Genomic DNA, 18,117 nt, shown 5'->3' with positions numbered 1-18,117 from the left:
GCCTGCCAACCCCGCAAGCCATGCTCCTCGCGGCTATCGGCGTTTTTCCACACTCAACGGGGACATAGCCTTTTTTTTTGCCCATCCCCGCCGTTTACCGAGGCCGGGACGGCGGGATTCCCGATATAGGTGACATCCCGTACTTGTGGTCGGGTCGGCAGTTTTTCTATAATCGTTTCACCAAATGAACTGTGTTTTATTGGTAAAACAAAAGCCAAAGGCTTTTGCCATATGTCAGCGCTTACAGGAGAGACCAATGACAGACTCCGCACAAAACACCCCCCGCAGCTGGGACCAGCCCGAGGGCGCCAGCTTTGAAGACTGGATGAACACGCGCATCGCGCGCTTTGCCACACGCAAGTACGACTTCGACGCGCTGAAGTTCCAGGCCGATTTCGACCCCAAGTACCGCCGCGGCCAGATGCGCTACATCGGCACGGGCGGCACGGGCGTGGCTGCGGACAGCAACACCATTCCCTCGGAGAACTTCACCTTCTCCACCATGGTGATCCCGGCCGGCCACGAAGGCCCGTCCCATCTGCACACCGATGTCGAGGAAGTGTTCTTCGTGATGCGCGGCAAGCTCAAGCTGGTGCTCGAGAAGGACGGTCAGCGCTTCGAGACCATCCTGACCGACCGCGACGTGGTGTCCGTGCCTCCGGGCGTGTATCGCGAAGAGATCAATATCGGCGACGAAGATGCTCTGATGTGCGTGATGCTGGGCGCCAAGAAGCCCATCACCCCGACCTATCCGCCCGAGCATCCGCTGGCCAAGATCAAGCGCTGAGCCGCGCCATGAACCAGGACACGCTGTCCCTCAAGGTGCAGCAGCTGGAGCGCGCCTTTCCCGAGCGCCTGGTGCAGTTGCCCGATGGCTCCCAGGTCGCCTGGCGTGAGGCTGGCAATGCGGCGGACGAATTCGCCGTCGTGCTGCTGCACGGCATCAGCTCGGGCGCGGCTTCGTGGCTGGACCTGGCGCTGGCGCTGGGCGACAAGGCGCGCGTGCTGGCCTGGGATGCCCCGGGCTATGGTGCGTCCACGCCGCTGACCCGGCCCGCTCCCGGCGATGCCGACTATGCGCGGGCTCTGGAGCAGTCCCTGCAAGCTCTGGGCGTGCGCCGCTGCCTTCTGGTCGGCCATTCGCTGGGGGCGCTGATGGCGGCCAGGCTGGCCGGCACGGCCTCCGGCCTGGTCGAGCAGCTGGTGCTTATCAGCCCGGCCGGCGGCTACGGCGCGCCGGCCAAGGCCGAGCAGCAGGCCAAGGTGCGCCAGGGACGTCTGGCGGCGCTGGCCGAGAAGGGCGTTGCCGGTCTGGCCGCCGTGATCGACCAGCGGCTGGTTGCGGCCGCAGCACCGGAGACGGTGCGCGCATGGGTGCGCTGGAACACGGCCCGCATGCAGCCGCAAGGCTATGCGCAGGCGGTGGAACTGCTGTGCGGCAGCGACCTGGGGCAGGCGGCCGGAAGGCTGTCCATGCCGGTCCAGGTCTGGGTCGGGGAGCATGACGTGGTCACGCCTCCCGCGGCCTGCAAGGCCTGGTCCGAACTGCTGGGCGCCGACTACGGTACGCTTGCGGCCGCCGGCCATGCTTCGCCCGTGGAACAGCCCCAGGCGATCGCGCAGAAGCTGGCATCTTTGTTGAACCAAAGTACCCGCATTCCTACCTGCCGACAGCCATGAGCGATACCTCCGAGATTTCGACCAACGACAACGACCGCTACACCGTGCCCGCGCTGGAACGCGGACTGCGGCTGCTGGCCTGCTTCGGCCCGGCCCAGCCCGTGTGGAGCGCGCCCGAGCTGGCGCGCAGCCTGCAGCTGCCGCGTTCCACGGTGTTCCGCATGTTGACTACGCTCGAAAACTCGGGATATCTGCAGCGCAGCGGTACCGAATACCGGCTGGGTCTGGCCGTGCTGCGCCTGGGCTACGACTATCTGTCGACCCAGCCGCTGGCGCAGCTGGCCGAGCCGGTGCTGCAGGGCCTGTGCGATGCGCTGGGCATGACCAGCAACCTGGCTCTGCTCGACGGCACCTCGGTGGTCTATGTGGCGCGTATCGCTCCGACCGGCGCTTTTCAGGGCGCGGTGCGCGTGGGCTCGCGCCTGCCGGCCCATGCCACGGTGCTGGGGCGCGCGCTGCTGCAGGACATGGATGCCGCGCAGCTGCGCGCGGTGTTCGGCGGCGACGAGCTGCCCCAATTCTCCGAAAGCACGCCGCGCCATGTCGAGGACCTGATGCGCCTGCTGGCCCAGGACCGCGAGCGCGGCTACGCCATGGGCGAGGGCTTTTACGAGCCTGGCGTCTCCAGCATCGCCGCGCCCGTGCGCGGCGGCAGCGGGCGGGTGGTGGCCGGTCTGGCCGTGGCCATCCCGTTCACCGAGCTGGTGCCCGAAAAAACCCAGCTCTGGGCGCAGCAGGTGCGCGAGGCGGCCGAGACCCTGTCCGGCCATCTGCGCCAGCAGCACCCGGATCTTTTGCGCTGACCTGTCTGCGCGCATTCATGGCTGCTGCACGGCAATCACGCATGCGCTTTCACGCCGGGCCAGCGTATTTTCAGGAAGTGTGAGATGAAAACTATTGCATTGATTGGTTGCGGCGCGATTGGCTCCAGCGTTCTGGAGTTGCTGAGCGGCGATGCCCGGCTGCAGGTGCGCTGGGTGTTGGTGCCCGAGGTCAGCGCCGCGATCCAGCAGACGGTGGACCGCCTGGCGCCGCAGGCGCTGATCCTGCCGGCCCTGCCCGCCGAGGCCCGTCCCGATCTGGTGGTGGAGTGCGCGGGCCACAGCGCCATCGAAGAGCATGTGCTGCCGGCGCTGGCGCGCGGCATTCCCGCCGTGGTGGCTTCGATAGGCGCTTTGAGTGCGCCCGGCATGGCCGAGCGCGTGCAGGCGGCGGCCGAGGCCGGCCAGACCCAGGTGCAACTGCTGTCGGGCGCCATCGGCGGCATCGATGCCCTGGCCGCGGCCCGCGTGGGCGGGCTGGAGGCGGTGGTCTACACGGGCCGCAAGCCGCCCCAGGCCTGGAGCGGCACGCCGGCCGAGCAGGTCTGCGATCTGGCGGCCTTGACCGAAGCCTTTTGCATCTTCGAAGGCACGGCGCGCGAGGCGGCCCAGCTCTATCCCAAGAATGCCAATGTGGCGGCCACGCTGTCGCTGGCAGGCCTGGGCCTGGACAAGACCAGGGTGCGCCTGTTCGCCGACCCTGCCGTCGATGAAAACGTGCACCATGTGGAAGCACGCGGCGCTTTCGGCTCCATGGAGCTGACCATGCGCGGCAAGCCCCTGGCGGCCAATCCCAAGACCTCGGCGCTGACCGTGTACAGCGTGGTGCGCGCCGTGCTCAACAACGTGGCTTCCCTGGCCATCTGACCCGGTCCTGACCCGTTCCAACCATGCGCTGTGCCGGTGGCACCGGTCTTGCTTGCGTGTCAAAGTGCGCGCAAACACCGCCCATTTCAGCATGGCATCCATGGTGTCATGTCTTTGCCCGCCGGCCTTTGCGCTGCATCAAGTCTGATGTGCATCGGCCTCTGGCCTTCTTGAAATCCCGCTCTCCGAGGAGAAAAACCATGCAACGCTCCGCCTTCCTCAAGTCCTGCCTGGCGCTGGCCTGCAGCGCCGCGCTGTCCGCCGCCATCTCCCCCGCGTTCGCGGCCGGTGCCGCCGAGCAGCTGTCCAGCGGCCAGTTCACCATCATTGCGCCCTTCCCCGCCGGCGGCGCGGTGGACATCCTGTCCCGCATCCTGGCCACGGGCCTGACCGAGGAGTACAAGCAGGCCGCCATCGTGGACAACCGCCCCGGCGCCAACGGCAACATCGGCATCGACATGGTCAAGCGCGCCAAGCCCGATGGCCACACGCTGCTGGTCGTGCCCCAGGGCAATCTGACCATCAATCCCACGCTGATGCCCAAGCTGCCCTACAACGTGTTCGGCGACTTCGTGCCCGTGGCCTCCATGGGGCGTGCGGCCAATGTGATCGTCGTCAATCCCCAGGTGCCGGCCAAGACCATTCAGGAGCTGGTGGCCCTGTCCAAGTCCAAGCCCGATTCCGTCAGCTATGCCTCGCCGGGCGTGGGCTCCAGCCTGCATCTGGCCGGCGAGCTGTTCAAGGACAAGTCGGGCGCCGACATCATGCACGTGGCCTACAAGGGCTCGGGCCAGGGCCTGAACGATGCCCTGGGCGGTACCATCCCCATGCTGATCGCCAACATGCCCACCGTGCTGCCCCATGTGCAGTCGGGCAAGCTGCGCGCCCTGGCCGTGACCGATGCCACGCGCTCGGGCTTTCTGCCCAATGTGCCGACCCTGGCCGAGGCCGGCATTCCGGGCATTGCCGTTTCGTCCTGGTATGGCGTGCTGGCGCCCAAGAACACGCCTCCCGAAGTGGTCAAGCAGCTGGCCGAGGACATCGACAAGGTCATGAAGACCCAGGCCGCGCAGAACCAGCTCAAGTCCCAGGGCATGACGCCCTGGGTAGTTAAGGGCGAGGCCTTTGGCGAGCTGATCCGCAAGGAGACCGCGCTGTGGGCGCCCGTGGTCAAGAGCCACCACATCGTGGCGCAGTAAACCCTCATGCTCTAATCGCGCTCTTGCGCTACGAAGCAAAGCGGCCTTGTGCCGCTTTTGTCTTTTCCCTCCCTCGCTCCGGAATCACGCCACCCATGACCATCGCCATCCTCAGTGCTCTTGCCGAAGAACAACACGGCCTGGTGGACGCCATGGAAGGCATGCAAGGCCAGCGCCATGCGGGGCGCGACTTCTGGCTGGGCCGGCTGCATGGGCAGGAGGTGGTGTGCGCGCTGTCGGGCATAGGCAAGGTGGCCGCGGCCACCACCACGGCAGCGCTGATCGAGCGCTTCGGCGTGCGCGCCATCGTGTTCACCGGCGTGGCCGGCGGCATAGGGGCTGGCGTCAACGTGGGCGACGTGGTGATCGCGCGGCAGTTCCTGCAGCACGACATGGACGCCTCGCCGATCTTTCCGCGCTGGGAAATGCCGGGATATGGCTGCAGCACCCAGGCCTGCGATGGCGCGATGACGGACGCCCTGGTGCAGGCCGCGGCCTGCGCGCTGCAATCGGGCATCGCGGCCTCCCATGCTTCGGCCCGCGTGCACCAGGGGCTGATCGCCAGCGGCGACCAGTTCGTCAGTTCGCGCCAGGCCAGCGACCGGCTGCGCACCGAGCTGCAGGCCGCAGGCCACCATGTGCTGGCCGTGGAAATGGAAGGCGCGGCCGTGGCCCAGACCTGCTTCGATTACGGCGTGCCGTTTGCGGCCATGCGCACCATCTCGGACCGCGCCGACGACAACGCCCATGTCGACTTCTCCGAATTCGTGCGTACCGTGGCCAGCCGCTATGCCCAGCAGGTGGTGTCGGACTTTCTGCGCCAGCTGCGTTGAAGGCCTGCGCCAGCTGCTGATTCTTTGATAGCTGCTGGCGCAATTCCTGCCTGAATTCCCTATGGCTTCCTAGATGAAGCCAGCCTTTGACTTGCGCTGCTAGCTATCAAATCGGGACACCTCCAGTCCCTGCCTGGCCTGCCGCCCGACGGCGGGCCGCTTCATTGACGCCAATCCTTTTCCCCAACCGCGCTGGCCGCGGTTTTTTTGCGTCCGTCTGGTTGGTTATTTTTTGTATCGCTTAGGGGTTTCCCCTTGGTGGCGCCGAAAAAGATCGTCACTAAACTGCCATCTGTTTCAAGAAAAAAGTGTTATTTCATATTTGAAACAAAACAGATCAGGATGGCCATGAACACCACGCATTCCACCGGGCCGCTCGCAGGGCGCCGGATCCTTGTTACCGGCGCTGCTCGCGGCCTGGGTTTTGCCTTTGCACAGACGCTGTGCACGCAGGGCGCACAGGTCGTGCTGGCCGATCTGCGCGAGGAGCTGCTGGTCCAGGCCGTGGAGCAGTTGCGTGCCAAGGGCCTGCAAGCCCATGGCGTGGCCTTCGATGCCGGCAAGCCCGACTCCATTGCGCATTGCGCGCAGCAGGCGGTCCAGGCCCTGGGCGGCCTCGACGGTCTGGTCAACAACGCCGCCGTCACCGATTCGGGCGGCAAGGGCATGGACGACATCGCGCTCGAGAAGTGGGACCAGGTGATGAGCGTCAACGTGCGCGGCGTCTGGCTGATGACCCGCGCCTGCCGCGCCGCGCTGCGTGACAGCGGCCGCGGCGCCGTGGTCAACCTGGCTTCCGATACCGCGCTGTGGGGCGCGCCCAATCTGATGGCCTACGTGGCCAGCAAGGGCGCCGTGATGGCCATGACCCATGCCATGGCCCGTGAAATGGGTGGCGACAACGTCACCGTCAACGCCGTGGCGCCCGGCCTGGTGCTGGTGGAGGCCACCGAGTACGTGCCCGAGCATCGCCACCGCCTCTACATCGACCAGCGCGCGCTGCAGCGCGAGCAGGGCCCCGAGGACGTCTCGGGCGCCGTGTCCTATCTGCTGTCGGACGGCGCACGCTTCGTGACGGGCCAGGTGCTGCCCGTCAACGGCGGCTTCGTCATGAACTGAGCGCCCCATGAGCGACAACGACAACGTCTTGGCCGACGGCGGCTCCGACAAGTACATGGTGCCCGCGCTGGAGCGCGGCCTGCGCCTGCTGCAGGAGTTCGGCCGCGGCAACGCCACGCTGGGCGCTCCCGAGCTGGCGCGCCGCCTGCAGCTGCCGCGCGCCACGGTGTTCCGCATGCTCAACACGCTGGAGAGCATGGGTTTTCTGCAGCGCGCCGAGGGCGGCAACGACTACCGGCTGGGCCTGTCCGTGCTGCGCCTGGGCTTCGAGTTCCTGTCCTCCATGGACCTGACCGAGCTGGGCCAGCCCGTGATCGCGCGGCTGTGCGAGGCAATCCGCTTCCCCTGCAACATCGTGGTGCGCGACGGCCGCTACATCGTCTATGTGGCCAAGGTCACGCCGCCGACGCCGTTGACCAGCTCGGTGCGCGTGGGCACGCGCCTGCCCGCCCATGCCACGCTGCTGGGGCGCATTCTGCTGGCCGATCTGTCGCTGCCCGAGCTGCGCGCCCTCTACCCCGAGGAGCACCTGGAAGGCCATTCGCCGAATACGCCCCAGACCGTGCTCGAGCTGTTCAACCTGGTCCAGTCCGACCGCGAGCGCGGCCATGTGGCGGGTGCGGGCTTCTACGAAAGCTCGATCTCCACCATCGCGGCGCCCGTGCGCGACCACAGCGGCCGCGTCGTCGCGGCCCTGGGCGTGACCCTGGCCTCGGCCCAGATCGATGCCGAGCGCCAGACGGAGCTGGTGCCCAGCGTATGCGCTGCGGCCGACGAACTTTCGGAACTGCTCAACTACCGGCCGCAGTCCGGTGCGCAGGTCCTGTCCATCACTTCAAGGCGCGCAGGAGGCGGCCATGCATGATTTCAAACTCGACGCCACGGCCGTCGTCACCGGCGGCTCCTCGGGCATAGGCCTGGCCACGGTGGAGCTGCTGCTGGCCCAGGGCGCACGCGTGGCCCTGTGCGGCCGCAATCCCGAACGCCTGGAGCAGGCCGTGCAGCAGTTGCAGGAGAAGCATCCTCAGGCCCGCGAGCGCCTGTTCGCCAAGGCTTGCGACGTGCTCGATGCCGAGCAGGTGCAGCAGTTCGCCCGCGCCAGCGAAGCGGCCCTGGGCCCGGCTTCCATCCTCGTCAACAACGCCGGCCAGGGCCGCGTCTCGACCTTCGAGAACACCACGGACGAAGCCTGGGCCGAGGAGCTGCACCTGAAGTTCTTCTCGGTGCTGCATCCCACGCGTGCCTTTCTGCCGCAGCTCGAGCGCGGCGAGGGTTCGGCCATCGTCTGCGTGAACTCGCTGCTGGCCTCCCAGCCCGAGCCGCACATGGTCGCGACCTCGGCCGCGCGCGCCGGCCTCAAGAACCTGGTGCGCTCCATGGCCACCGAGTTCGCGCCCAAGGGCGTGCGCGTCAACGGCATCCTGGTCGGCCTGATCGAGTCCGGCCAGTGGCGCCGCCGCTTCGAGGCCCGCGAGGACAGAAGCCAGACCTGGGAGCAGTGGAGCGCCGAGCTGGCCCACAAGAAGTCCATTCCGCTGGGCCGCCTGGGCTCGCCCGCCGAAGCCGCGCGCGCCATTTTCTATCTCGCCACGCCGTTGTCGTCATACACGACCGGCAGCCATATCGATGTTTCCGGAGGCCTTTCCCGCCATGCCTAACGCAACCCAAATCACCGTCGGCGCCGTCATTGCCGAATTCCTCGAGCACTGCGACGTGAAGGCCGCGTTCGGGGTGATCTCCATCCACAACATGCCCATCCTCGATGCCATGTTTGCGCGTGGCAAGGTGCGCTTCGTGATGGCGCGCGGCGAGGCCGGCGCCGGCAATATGGCCGACGCCTGCGCGCGTTCCACCTCCAGCCTGGGCGTGTGCATCACCAGCACCGGCCCGGCCTCCGGCAATATCGCCGGCAGCCTGGTGGAGGCCTATACGGCCGGCACGCCGCTCTTGCACATCACGGGCCAGATCGAGACCCAGTACCTGGACAAGAAGCTGTCGTACATCCACGAGGCGCCGGACCAGCTGACCATGCTCAAGGCCGTCTCCAAGGCCGCCTTCCGCGTGCTGAGCGCCGAGACCTGCTTGTCCACGCTCAAGGCCGCGGTGCAGGCCGCGATGACCGCGCCCACGGGCCCGGTGAGCGTGGAGATTCCTATCGACATCCAGCAGGCGCTGATAGACATGCCGGCCGACCTGTCGCCGCTGCCGGTGGCCGTGCTGGCACCCAGCGAAGCCGCGCTGGACGCGCTGGCCGACCAGCTGGCCCAGGCCCGCCGTCCGCTGCTGTGGCTGGGCGGCGGTGCACGCCACGCCGGCGCCGCCGTGCAACGCCTGAAGGCCATGGGCTTCGGCATCGTCAGCACCGGCCAGGGCCGCGGCATCGTGGCCGAGGACGACCCGGCCTCGCTGGGCGCCTACAACATCCAGAAGCCCGTCGAGGCCTTCTACCAGCGCTGCGACGCCATGCTGGCCGTGGGCACGCGCCTGCGCAGCAACGAAACCCTGAAGTACGAACTCAAGCTGCCGCGTCCGCTGCTGCGCATCGACGTGGACGCCGCCCAGCAGGGCCGCTGCTACATGGATGACGGCTTCGTCTGCGGCGACTCGGCCCTGGCCCTGAACGGCCTGGCCGACCGCCTGGAAGCGCGCGGCTACAAGGCCGATCCCGAGCTGCTGGCCGACCTGCGCCAGACGCACGACGAAGTCGTCGCCACCATGCGCGACGGCCTGGGCCCGTACAGCGCCCTGGTGCAGCAGCTGCAGCAGGTGGTGGGCCGCAATTTCAACTGGGTGCGCGACGTGACCGTCTCCAACAGCACCTGGGGCAACCGCGAGCTGCGCTTCTTCGCCCCCAACGCCGGCGTGCACGCCACGGGCGGCGGCATCGGCATGGGCATGCCCATGGCCATCGGTGCGGCCATCGGCGCGGCCGAAAGCGGCTCGGGCCGCAAGACCCTGGGCCTGGCCGGCGACGGCGGCTTCATCCTGAACCTGGGCGAACTCGCGACGCTGGTGCAGGAAGAGTGCGACACCATGATCGTGCTGATGAACGACCAGCGCTACGGCGTGATCCAGAACATCCAGGACGCCTCTTACGGCGGCCGTCGCTGCTATGTGGAGCTGCACACGCCCGACTACGCCCAGCTGTGCGCGTCCATCAAGCTGCCCCATGCCCGCGTCAGCGATCTCGCGGAACTGCCCGCCGTGCTGGATGGTGCCTGGTCCAAGAAGGGCCCGTTCCTGCTGGAGATCGACATGCGCGCCATCGGCAGCTTCAAGACCACGTTCTCGGGCCCGCCGGTGAACAAGCTGGACCAGATCCCGGCCACCACCAAGGCTCAGTGAGGAGTTTCACCATGTCCAAGCTAGAACTGCTCCCCATCAATATCGCCGGCGAATGGCGCCTGGGCGGCGGCGACGAATCCGCCACGCTCTATCCCGCGACGGGCGAAATCGTGGGCCGCCTGCGCGCGCCCAGCCTGGCCGATGTCGAAGAGGCCATCCAGAAGGCCGACCTGGCTTTCCGCACCAGCGGCTGGGCCCGGAAGAAGCCCCACGAGCGCGCGGCCGTGCTGCACCGCGTGGCCCAGCTGATCCGCGAACGCGCCGAGCCCCTGGCCCAGCTGCAGCGCCTGGACAACGGCAAGCCCATCAGCGAGACACGCGCCCTGGTGGCCAGCGCTGCCGGCACCTTCCAGTTCTTCGCGGCGGCCTGCGAGACCATGGAGGAGACCCTCACGCCCTCGCGCGGCGACTTCATGACCATGAGCGTCTACGAACCCATGGGCGTGGTCGCGGCCATCACGCCGTGGAACTCGCCGATCGCCAGCGAGGCGCAGAAGCTCGCTCCCGCGCTGGCGGCCGGCAACGCCGTGGTCGTCAAGCCCGCCGAAGCCACGCCGCTGCTGGCGCTGGAACTGGCCAGGATCTGCGAAGAGGCCGGCGTGCCCAAGGGCATGGTCAGCGTGCTGCCGGGCCGCGGCTCGGTGATCGGCGACGCCATCACCAAGCACCCGCTGGTCAAGCGCGTGTCCTTCACGGGCGGCACCTCCACCGGCAAGCACATCGCGCGCATTGCGGCCGACAAGATGATGCCCGTCTCGCTGGAGCTGGGCGGCAAGTCGGCGACCATGGTGCTGGAGGATGCCGACCTCGACCATGCCGTCAACGGCGTGCTCTACGGCATCTTCAGCTCCTCGGGCGAATCCTGCATCGCCGGTTCGCGCCTGTTCGTGGCGCGCAAGCTCTACGGCGACTTCATGGATCGCCTGAGCGCCAAGGCCGCCGCGCTGCGCGTGGGCGATCCCGCCGACGAGCGCACGCAGATGGGGCCGCTGATCACCGCCAAGCACCGCGAATCCATCGAGAGCTATGTGGCCCTGGGCCTGTCCGAAGGCGGCCAGCTGCGCACCGGCGGCCATCGCCCCGAGGGCGCGCTGTACGAGCGCGGCTACTACTACCGCCCGACCATCCTCGAGGGCGTGAGCAATACCGACCAGATCTGCCAGCAGGAGATCTTCGGCCCCGTGCTCGTGGCCATGCCCTTCGACAACGAGGACGATCTGCTGACCCAGGCCAACGACAGCGTCTACGCGCTGGCCGCCGGCATCTGGACGCGCGATTACAAGTCCGCCTGGCGCATAGGTCGCGCGGTGCAGGCCGGCACCGTGTGGATCAACACCTACAAGCAGTTCTCGATCTCCACACCCTTCGGCGGCTGGCGCGACAGCGGCCTGGGCCGCGAGAAGGGCCGCATGGGCATACAGCAGTACATGGAGCAGAAGAGCCTGTACTGGGGCCTCAACGAATCCCCTCTGGGCTGGGCAAATTAAGGAACCATCATGAGCGTACTGGGCATTGACGAAATCAGCTACGGCGCCGACGATCTGGCGGCCTGCCGCCAGTTCTTCCTCGACTGGGGCCTGAGCTTGGCCGAAGAGCAGGCCGAGCGGCTGGTGTTCGAGACACTCAACGGCTGCCGCGTGATCGTGGCCGCCAGCAACCATCCCGATCTGCCGCCCGCCATCGAGGCAGGCCCCACGCTGCGCGAAGTGGTCTGGGGCGTGGAGAGCGAGGCCGATCTCGCGCTCTACGCGGGCCGTATCGCGCAGCTGCCGGGCTTCGTGCAGAGCAATGGCCGCATCGGCTGCACCGACCCCAACGGCCTGGCCGTGCGCCTGCAGCTCACGCAAAAGCGCGAGGTGCAGATGCACAGCGCCGAGTACAACACCTGGGACCGCAAGGGCCGCATCAACCAGGCCAGCCCGGCCTACGAGCGCGCCCAGCCCATCGAGGTCGGCCATGTGGTGTTTTTCGTCAAGGACGTCCAGGCCTGCGAGCGTTTCTATGTCGAGAACTTCGGCTTCGCGGCCTCGGACCGCTACCCCGAGCGCGGCGCCTTCCTGCGCTGCGCGCCCGACGGCGGCCACCACGACATCTTTTTGCTGCAGCGCCCCGACAAGCACGCCGGCCTGAACCACGTGGCCTTCACCGTGCGCGACATCCACGAGGTCTTCGGCGGCGGCATGCACATCTCGCGCTGCGGCTGGGACACCCAGCTGGGCCCGGGCCGCCACCCCGTGTCCTCGGCCTATTTCTGGTACTTCAAGAACCCGGCAGGCGCGCTGGTCGAGTACTACGCCGACGAGGACCAGCTCACGGCCGACTGGCAGCCGCGCGAGTTCGAGCCCGGCCCGACGGTGTTTGCCGAATGGGCGATCGACGGCGGCATCGATGGCAACACGCGGCGCCAGAAGGGCGTGGGCGCCGCCGACGGCAAGTTCCTGACCGACAAGAAGCACTGAGAGGCATTGGCTGCACCGGCTGGCCGGTATCCCACCCACCACGATTCCACAACCCACGGGCTATTCCATGAAAAACATTCGTCGCCAGGTAGTTATCGCTGCTGCATTGCTGGCTGCAGCCCAGATGTCCGGTTCCGCGCTGGCGCAAGCCTATCCCGCCAAGCCCATCACCATCGTCGTGGCCTATCCGGCCGGCGGCGATACCGATGCCATGGCGCGCCTGTATGCCGAGAAACTGTCCCAGCGCCTGGGCCAGCCCGTGATGGTGGACAACCGGCCCGGTGCCAGCGGCACCATAGGCACCGTGCATGTGGCCAAGGCCGCGCCCGACGGCTACACCTTGCTGCTGGCGCCCAATACCTTTGCGATTGCGCAGTTCGTGCTCAAGACCGCTTCGGGCTCGAGCTATGACGTGCTCAATGGCTTCACGCCCATCGTGCAGACCAGCGTGCAGCCCATGTTCGTGGCCGCCAGCCAGGGCTCGGGCATCAAGGACCTCAAGACCCTGGTGAGCCAGGGCAAGCGCGACGGCCTGACCTATGCGAGCCCCGGCAGCGGCTCGCCCATGCACATCCTGGGCGAGATGTTCAACAAGTCTGCGGGCACCAAGCTGGGCCACATCCCCTACAAGGGCGTGGCTCCCGCCGTCAACGACCTGATCGGCGGCCATGTGCCCACGACCTTCATGACCTGGGGCCCGATCGCGCCTTACTCGGGCACTAAGGTCAATGTGCTGGCCGTGGCCGATGCCCAGCGCAGCACGCTGGCGCCCAATGTGCCCACGCTGGGCGAGCTGGGCGTCAAGGACGTGGAAGTGTCGGCCTGGCAGGGCCTGTTCGGTCCCAAGGGCATGTCGCCCGAGACCGTGAAGCTGCTGAACACCCAGCTCAATGAAATTCTGAAGATGCCGGATGTGGTTTCCAAGATGGCCACCTTCGGCGCCTTGCCCGCGGGCGGCGATGCGGCGCGTCTGGCCAAGACCAACGCCGCCGACTACAACCGCTTCGGCAAGCTCATCAAAGATCTCGGCATCCAAGCCGATTGAACCGTTTTAGAAGGAGAACCCACCATGGCTGTTGATCGATACCTCGAACCCCACCAGGCGCGCCAGCGCGCCGGCACGCTGTTCGAAGACCTGCTGGGTGATGCCATCGAACGCGCCTTCGGCGAGGGCGTGCAGACGCTGCCCGAGCTGGTGGCCTATATCAACCGCAGCGGCCCCGCCGGCGAGAACGGCGAGGCCTGGACCGAACAGAGCTTCCAGGCGCTGATGGCGCGCCTGGGCCAGTGAAGCACGAGCAAGACAGGAGCGCCCCATGAACGTACAAACCATCACCATCGACCCGGTGGACCGTCTGCTCAACCAAGGCCTGAAGAACCTCTGGTACGCGGTCTGCCCCTCCGACTTCGTGAAGACCCAGCCCATCTCGCTGCGCCGCTTCGGCCGCAAGATCGCGCTGTGGCGCGACGCCGCGGGCCAGGTCCATGCGCTGGAAGACCACTGCCCGCACCGCGGTGCGCCGCTGTCCCAGGGCGTGATCCTCGGCGACCGCCTGGCCTGCCCCTACCACGGCGTGGAAGTGCGCTGCGACGGCACCGTGACCAAGGTGCCCGGCAGCCCCGGCTGCAAGCTCGAAGGCTCGCGCGCGGCGCTGGCCTTCCATGTGCGCGAGGCCCATGGCGCCATCTTCCTCTACAACAGCGACAAGCATGTGGACCAGGCGCCCGAGTTCACGCTGCCCGAGGAACTGACCTCGCCCGCGTACTCGAACTTCCTGTGCTATGCCGAGTGGCGCAGCGACTACCGCTACGCGCTGGACAACGTCATGGACCCCATGCACGGCACCTTTCTGCACAAGCAGTCGCACTCCATGGCCGAAGGCGACAGCAAGGCCACTTTCCAGGTGCGCGACACCGATGACGGCTTTGTGTTCGAGAAGGTCGGCCAGCGCGGCGTGAACTTCGACTGGACCGAGTTCGGCGACACGGGCGTGCACTGGATGCGCCTGGAGATTCCCTATCCCAAGACCGGTGGCCCCGGCGGCAACTTCGCCATCGTGGCCTGCGTCACGCCCATCAGCGCCGAGCTGTGCTCGGTGTTCTTCTGGCGCTGCCGCAAGGTGGACGGCTGGATGCGCGACACCTGGCGCTTCCTGTACCGCAACCGCCTCGAGGCGCGCCACTGGGCCGTGCTGGAGCAGGACCGCATCATGATGGAGCAGATGGAGCTCGACGCCAACGAGCGCGAGAACCTCTACCAGCACGACATCGGCCTGGTGCGCCTGCGCCGTCACCTGCGTCGCCTGGCCCAGGAACAGATCGACGAAGGCAGCGCATCATGAGCAACACCTTGCAGGCCTTTGTGCACACGCTGCGCTTCGAGGCCCAGGACACCATCAGCGTGGAGCTGCGTCCGCTGGACGGCGGCGAGTTTCCGGCTTTCACGGCCGGCTCGCACATCGATCTGCACCTGCCCAACGGGCTGGTGCGCAGCTACTCCCTGTCCAACGACAGCAGCGAGCGCCACCGCTACGTGGTCGGCGTGCTGCGCGACCGCGCCAGCCGCGGCGGCTCGCGCTGCGTGCACGAATCGCTGCGCGTGGGCATGCCCATCACCATCTCCGAGCCGCGCAACCATTTCGCGCTCGACGAGACGGCGACGCACTCGGTGCTGGTGGCCGGCGGCATAGGCATCACGCCCATGCTGTGCATGGCGCGCCGGCTCAAGGCCGTAGGGCATTCGTTCGAGATGCTGTACTTTGCGCGCGAGCGCAAGAGCGCGGCCTTCCTGGCCGAGCTCCAGGCCCTGGGCATGCCGCTGCATCTGCACTTCGACGCCGAGGCGGGCGGCCCGCCCGATCTGCGCGCGCTGCTCGCGCAGCGTGCCCCCGATGCGGGCCTGCACCACTACTCCTGCGGCCCGACGCCCATGCTCGACGCCTTCGAGAAGTTCTGCGCCGAGCTGGGCCACGTCAATGCCCATATCGAGCGCTTCACGCCCGTGGAGGTCAAGGCAGCGTCCGATGCGCGAGCCAACTACACGGTGGAACTCAAGCGCAGCGGCCGCTTCATCGAGATCACGCCCGACAAGTCGCTGCTGGACACCTTGCTCGAGGCCGGCGTCGATATCGACCACAGCTGCTGCGAAGGCGTCTGCGGCTCCTGCGAGACCCGCGTGCTGGAAGGCGTGCCCGACCACCGTGACTCGGTACTCAGCCCCAAGGAGCGCGCCAGCAACAAGGTGATGATGGTCTGCGTCTCCGGCTGCAAGAGCGAACGCCTGGTTCTGGACGTCTGATCAGGCACAGCAGACCTGCAAAACACCACCACCCTCAGAGGAGACAAAACCATGAAATCCATCCATACGCCGGCCCTCGGCGTGGCGCTAGCTTGCCTGGCGGCTTTGCCCGGCGCGGCCTTTGCGCAGTCCACGGTCGAGCTGTTCGGCGTCGTCGACGTCGGCGTGGCCCATCTGGGCGGCTCGGGCGCTTCCAAGACCGGCCTGTCCACGGGCGGCGCCAACATCAGCCGCCTGGGCTTTCGCGGCACCGAGGACCTGGGCGGCGGCCTGAAGGCGGGCTTCTGGCTCGAGGCCGGCCTGGACGTGGACAGCGGCGCCGGCAAGGCCGCGGGCGGCAGCCTGAGCTTCAACCGCCGCTCCACCGTGAGCCTGATGGACAGCTGGGGCGAGGTGCGCCTGGGTCGCGACGACTCGGCCACGTTTCTGAACACGCTGATCTTCGATCCCTTCCTGACCAATGGCGTGGGCGGCACGGGCGCCTTCACCATGCTGGGCGTTCCGGGCGTGCCCTCGACGGGCGGTGCACCCATCCAGATCAGCAATGCGCTGAGCTACTTCTTGCCCCAGAACCTGGGCGGCTTCTACGGCCAGGCACAGGTGGCATTCGGCGAGCAGCCCAGCAGCGCGCCCAACAAGCGCGAGGGCGACTACCGCGGCCTGCGCCTGGGCTACCGCCAGGGCGCATTCAACGGCGCGCTGGCCACGGGCCGGCTCTACGGCAATGTCAGCGACACCAATCTGACCGCCAACAACCTGGGCCTGTCCTATGACTTCGGCGTAGCCAAGCCCATGCTGCTGTGGGCCACGGAAAAGCGCGGTCCGACCAAGATCACGGCCCTGCAGTTGGGCGTGACCGCGCCCCTGGGCATGGGCGAGCTCCGCGCCTCCTACGGCCACTACAAGCTGTCCAACAGCAATGCGGACTGGGACAAGATCAGCGTGGGCTATGGCTACAACTTCTCCAAGCGCACCCAGGTCTACGGCACTTATGCCTTCCTGAAGAACAAGGGCTCGGCGGCGAAGTCCATCGGCGTGCAGGGCCTCAGCGCTCCTGGCACCACGCCGGGCGGCAACTCCGACGGCCTGGAATTCGGCATCCGCCACTTCTTCTGATCCTGCTCCGCGGGCCGGCCGAGGCCGGTCCCGGTTCTTCCAATTTTTCAACGCTAGCCGGACTCACATCATGAAAGACTCACGCTCGTTGCGCTGGTGGGGCGTGGTCACGCTGTTCGTGATCGTTGCCATCTCCTACGTGGACCGGATCAATATCTCGGTCCTGATCACCGACCGCGACTTCCTGTCGCACATCGGCCTCACGCCCGACGACCGCACGCGCCAGGGCCTGCTGGCCACGGCCTTCATGGTGGGCTACGGGGTTTCCTCCTTTGTGTTCACGCCGTTCTGCGCGGCGCTGTTCGGCGTGCGCCGCAGCCTTTTCGGTGGCTTGCTGCTGTGGGGTGCGGTCACCTTCCTGTCGCCGACCATGAGCAGCTACGGGATGCTGCTGGCCTCGCGCATTCTGCTGGGTGTGTCCGAGGGGCCGCTGTTCTCTCTGGCCGGCAGCTATATCAAGGCGCATTTCGAGAGCCGCGAGAACGGCAAACCGAATTCGCTGGTCAATATGGGCACGGGCCTGGGTCTGGCCGTGGGCTATCCCTTCGTCGGCTATCTGGTCGTGGGCCACAACTGGGATACCTCCTTCCATGTGCTGGGCCTGATCAATGTGCTGCTCGGCGTGCCGCTGGTCTGGGCCTTTGTGCGCATGCCCAAGGTGGAAACCGGCATGTCCAAGCCCCGCTCGCTGGGCGAGGCCGTGGGCCAGGTCGGCCAGATCGTGCGCGGCGCCATGCACACCCGCTATCTGTGGCTGATCACCATACTCACGGCGGCCTTTCTGTCCTATCTCTGGGGCAGCAGCAACTGGCTGCCCGCCTACCTCAAGGAGTCGCGCGGCTTCTCCATGCACGAGATGGGCTGGCTGGCCTCGCTGCCGCAGTACGCGAGCGTGGTCGCGGTGTTCGTGGGCGGCATGCTCATCGACCGCATCGCGCGTCGCCAGGTGCCGCTGATCTTCGTCTTCGGCAGCATCGGCGTGGCCGCAGCCGTGTGGCTGGCCATCCATATGGAAGACCGTTATGCGGCGGCCTACTGCCTGATCGCGGCCAACTTCTGCTGGGGCCTGATGAGCCCGGCCATACCCAGCACCGTGCAGCACTGCGCCAGGCCCGAGCATGTGGCCAGCGCCTATGGCGTGGTCAACGGCGCGGGCAGCCTGGTGGCGGGCTTTATGCCGGCCATCATGGGCGCGGTGATAGGCGCGCTGTCGGCCCACGGCGGCGTGAGCGCGGGTTTCTTCGCGGGCTTTGCGGCGTTGATAGGCACACAGCTGGTGGTGATGCTCTGCGGCATCGTGCTCTGGGTGCGCGAGCGCAATGCTGAACCGCAGTCATTGTGATGCGGACATGAAAAAAGGAGCGCTTGGCGCTCCTTTTT

Annotated in this window: 18 protein-coding genes; all 18 read left to right on the top strand. The window is 67.2% G+C overall.

Annotated elements, in window-relative coordinates:
- Positions 1–256: 256 nt before the first annotated feature.
- The 18 genes from AB6724_RS19465 (at position 257) to AB6724_RS19380 (ending at position 18,079) form a co-directional block, all read left to right on the top strand.
- A complete protein-coding gene (locus AB6724_RS19465; protein ID WP_369340194.1) occupies positions 257–787 on the top strand; it encodes a cupin domain-containing protein in 531 nt (176 codons plus the stop codon).
- Between the two features lie 8 nt (positions 788–795).
- Positions 796–1,680 carry an alpha/beta fold hydrolase gene (locus AB6724_RS19460; RefSeq protein ID WP_369340193.1) on the top strand — a complete coding sequence of 295 codons (885 nt, stop codon included), beginning with the start codon at positions 796–798 and terminating at the stop codon, positions 1,678–1,680.
- The gene (locus tag AB6724_RS19455; RefSeq protein WP_369340192.1) at positions 1,677–2,483 is read left to right on the top strand and encodes an IclR family transcriptional regulator; all 807 of its coding nucleotides are present in this window, start codon (positions 1,677–1,679) and stop codon (positions 2,481–2,483) included. The genes AB6724_RS19460 and AB6724_RS19455 overlap by 4 nt, the downstream gene beginning before the upstream one ends.
- Before the next feature lie 84 nt (positions 2,484–2,567).
- Entirely contained in the window at positions 2,568–3,368 is an 801-nt protein-coding gene (locus tag AB6724_RS19450) for an aspartate dehydrogenase (RefSeq protein WP_369340191.1), read from the top strand.
- A 200-nt stretch (positions 3,369–3,568) separates the two neighbouring features.
- Complete coding sequence (locus tag AB6724_RS19445; RefSeq protein WP_369340190.1) at positions 3,569–4,567, top strand: Bug family tripartite tricarboxylate transporter substrate binding protein; 999 nt, start codon at positions 3,569–3,571, stop codon at positions 4,565–4,567.
- 95 nt (positions 4,568–4,662) lie between these two features.
- Positions 4,663–5,400 (top strand): 5'-methylthioadenosine/adenosylhomocysteine nucleosidase, encoded by a 738-nt coding sequence (locus tag AB6724_RS19440; RefSeq protein ID WP_369340189.1) that lies wholly within the window; start codon positions 4,663–4,665, stop codon positions 5,398–5,400.
- A gap of 342 nt (positions 5,401–5,742) precedes the next feature.
- Entirely contained in the window at positions 5,743–6,519 is a 777-nt protein-coding gene (locus AB6724_RS19435) for an SDR family oxidoreductase (RefSeq protein ID WP_369340188.1), read from the top strand.
- Positions 6,520–6,526: 7 nt separating this feature from the next.
- Positions 6,527–7,384, top strand: coding sequence for an IclR family transcriptional regulator (locus tag AB6724_RS19430; RefSeq protein WP_369340187.1), 858 nt, complete (start codon positions 6,527–6,529; stop codon positions 7,382–7,384).
- Complete coding sequence (locus AB6724_RS19425; RefSeq protein ID WP_369340186.1) at positions 7,377–8,177, top strand: SDR family oxidoreductase; 801 nt, start codon at positions 7,377–7,379, stop codon at positions 8,175–8,177. Before AB6724_RS19430 ends, AB6724_RS19425 begins: the two co-directional genes overlap by 8 nt.
- Entirely contained in the window at positions 8,170–9,864 is a 1,695-nt protein-coding gene (locus AB6724_RS19420) for a thiamine pyrophosphate-binding protein (protein WP_369340185.1), read from the top strand. The genes AB6724_RS19425 and AB6724_RS19420 overlap by 8 nt, the downstream gene beginning before the upstream one ends.
- Positions 9,865–9,875: 11 nt before the next feature.
- Complete coding sequence (locus tag AB6724_RS19415) at positions 9,876–11,351, top strand: aldehyde dehydrogenase (RefSeq protein ID WP_369340184.1); 1,476 nt, start codon at positions 9,876–9,878, stop codon at positions 11,349–11,351.
- 9 nt (positions 11,352–11,360) lie between these two features.
- Complete coding sequence (locus tag AB6724_RS19410; RefSeq protein WP_369340183.1) at positions 11,361–12,323, top strand: VOC family protein; 963 nt, start codon at positions 11,361–11,363, stop codon at positions 12,321–12,323.
- Between the two features lie 67 nt (positions 12,324–12,390).
- Positions 12,391–13,368 (top strand): Bug family tripartite tricarboxylate transporter substrate binding protein, encoded by a 978-nt coding sequence (locus AB6724_RS19405; protein WP_369340182.1) that lies wholly within the window; start codon positions 12,391–12,393, stop codon positions 13,366–13,368.
- A 24-nt stretch (positions 13,369–13,392) separates the two neighbouring features.
- Positions 13,393–13,614, top strand: coding sequence for a recombinase-like helix-turn-helix domain-containing protein (locus AB6724_RS19400; protein WP_369340181.1), 222 nt, complete (start codon positions 13,393–13,395; stop codon positions 13,612–13,614).
- Positions 13,615–13,639: 25 nt separating this feature from the next.
- A complete protein-coding gene (locus AB6724_RS19395; protein ID WP_369340180.1) occupies positions 13,640–14,665 on the top strand; it encodes a Rieske 2Fe-2S domain-containing protein in 1,026 nt (341 codons plus the stop codon).
- Positions 14,662–15,621, top strand: coding sequence for a PDR/VanB family oxidoreductase (locus tag AB6724_RS19390; RefSeq protein ID WP_369340179.1), 960 nt, complete (start codon positions 14,662–14,664; stop codon positions 15,619–15,621). The genes AB6724_RS19395 and AB6724_RS19390 overlap by 4 nt, the downstream gene beginning before the upstream one ends.
- 51 nt (positions 15,622–15,672) lie before the next feature.
- On the top strand, positions 15,673–16,737 hold the full coding sequence (locus tag AB6724_RS19385; protein ID WP_369340178.1) for a porin: 1,065 nt from the start codon (positions 15,673–15,675) through the stop codon (positions 16,735–16,737).
- 70 nt (positions 16,738–16,807) lie between these two features.
- Positions 16,808–18,079 (top strand): MFS transporter, encoded by a 1,272-nt coding sequence (locus AB6724_RS19380; RefSeq protein WP_369340177.1) that lies wholly within the window; start codon positions 16,808–16,810, stop codon positions 18,077–18,079.
- Positions 18,080–18,117 lie beyond the last annotated feature (38 nt).

The organism is Comamonas guangdongensis (assembly GCF_041079535.1).
Taxonomy (GTDB): domain Bacteria; phylum Pseudomonadota; class Gammaproteobacteria; order Burkholderiales; family Burkholderiaceae_C; genus Comamonas; species Comamonas guangdongensis.
This window is presented reverse-complemented; position numbering and strand designations above follow the sequence as displayed.